The 2,129-nt window shown below is 69.0% G+C and carries 2 protein-coding genes; both read left to right on the plus strand.

The features are described from left to right. Positions 1 to 1,275: acetate--CoA ligase family protein (locus PGX04_RS31200; protein ID WP_273742021.1), on the plus strand; the 1,275-nt coding region annotated here is incomplete at its 5' end. Next, positions 1,272 to 2,129, plus strand: an 858-nt coding sequence (locus tag PGX04_RS31205) for a phosphotransacetylase family protein (protein WP_273742022.1), incomplete at its 3' end; no start/stop codon positions are given. The genes PGX04_RS31200 and PGX04_RS31205, both read left to right, overlap by 4 nt.

Below are 2,129 nucleotides of genomic sequence, written 5' to 3' on the forward strand. Positions count from 1 at the left end.
GCGCGGGCGCTTTCGGGGCTCCCGGAGCCCGAAACCGACGGCGTCGCCGTCGTGACCAACGCGGGCGGCCCCGGCGTCCTGACGACCGACGCCGTTGGCGACTCGCGACTCGAGATGGCCTCCTTCACCGACGAGACGAGCGAGGCACTCGCGAAGGCGATGCCAGACGAAGCCAACGTCTACAACCCGATCGACGCGATCGGCGACGCCGACGTCGGCAGGTTCGGCGAGGCCCTCGAGCTCGCGCTCGACGATCCGAACGTCGGTAGCGCCGTGGTCGTCGCCGCGCCGACCGCGGTCCTGTCGTACGACGACCTCGCCGAGCGGGTGATCGAGACGCTCGAGGCCCACGAAACGCCCGTCGTCACGTGTCTCATGGGCGGGAAACGGGCTCGCGACGCCGAGGAAACGCTGCGCGAGTCGGGAGTTCCGAACTACTTCGATCCCGCTCGAGCGGTTTCGGGGCTCGACGCGCTCGCTCGCTTCCGCGATACTCGCGAGCGGACGGTCGACGAGCCCGAAACGTTCGACGTCGATCGCGAACGCGCCCGCGAGATTCTGGCGCGCGTCCGGCGTCGGGACGACAACCGCCTCGGCGTGGAGTCGATGGACCTGCTCGAGGCCTACGGCATCCCGACCCCGCAGGGGGAGATCGTCGACGACCCCGACCGCGCCCGCGAGGTCGCGGAATCGATCGCGGGCGACGTCGTCCTGAAGATCGTCAGTCCCGACATCTCGCACAAGTCCGACATCGGTGGCGTCAAAGTCGGCGTGGCGGACGAGGACGTTTACGACGCCTACGAGGACGTGGTGGCTCGAGCGCGCAACTACCAGCCGGACGCGACGATCGTCGGCGTGCAGATCCAGGAGATGCTCGACCTCGAGTCCGCGACCGAGACCATCGTCGGGATGAACCGGGACCCGCAGTTCGGTCCGTTGCTGCTGTTCGGACTCGGCGGCATCTTCGTCGAGATCCTCGAGGACACGTCGGTCCGCGTCGCACCGATCGGCGAGGGCGAGGCCCGCGACATGGTCGACGAGATTCGGGCGGCACCGCTGTTGCGCGGTGCACGCGGCCGCGACCCCGCGGACGTCGAGCGCGTCGTCGAGACGATCCAGCGGCTCTCGCAGCTGGTGACGGACTTCCCGTCGATCCTCGAACTCGACATCAACCCGCTCGTGGCCGGCCCGGAGGGCGTACGGGCGATCGATCTACGACTGACCGTCGATCCGGACGAACTCGACGCGGACGTACCCGACACGGAGGAACTATGACCGACACCGATCCAGAACCCGAATCCACGGACATCGATACCGACACCGATAGCGGAACCGACAGCGCGTCTGGCGACACCACGGTCGAGACGCTGCTCGTCAGCTCGCTCGAGGAGAGCACCGGCAAGACGGCCATCACGCTGGCGCTCGCCCGGCTCGCGCGGGACGAGGGCGACAGCGTCGGCTACATGAAACCGAAGGGCACCCGGCTGCAGAGCAACGTCGGAAAGACCCTCGACGAGGACCCGCTGCTCGCCCGCGAACTGCTCGGGCTCGAGGCCGAGATGCACGACCTCGAGCCGGTCGTCTACTCGCCGACGTTCGTCGAGCAGGCGATCCGCGGGCGCGAAGATCCGGACGAGCTGCGCGAACGCGTCCGAGAGGCGTTCGAGACGCTCGCGGCCGATTGCGACCGGCTGTTCGTCGAGGGCGGCGGCCGATACGATGTCGGCGGAATCGTCGACCTCGCGGACCCCGACGTCGCCGACCTCCTCGACGCGCGCGTGCTACTGGTCGCATCCTACGAGATCCCCGCAGACGTCGACGACGTCATCGCCGCCGCCGAGACGTTCGGCGACCGACTCGCCGGCGTCGTCTTCAACGACGTTCCCGACGCGGCCTACGACGGGCTCGAGACGGACGTCGTCCCCTTCCTCGAAGGGCGCGGAATTCCGGTCCACGGGGTGCTCCCGAGCGAACGGGAGCTGTCGGGCGTGACGGTCGCCGACCTCGCGGACGAACTCGGCGCGTCGGTGCTCGTCGATGACGGGCAGGACGGCTACGTCGAACGCTTCACCGTCGGCGCGATGGGGGCGGACAGCGCTCTGCGACACTTCCGCCGGACGAGAGACGCC

It is taken from the genome of Natrinema soli, assembly GCF_028618695.1.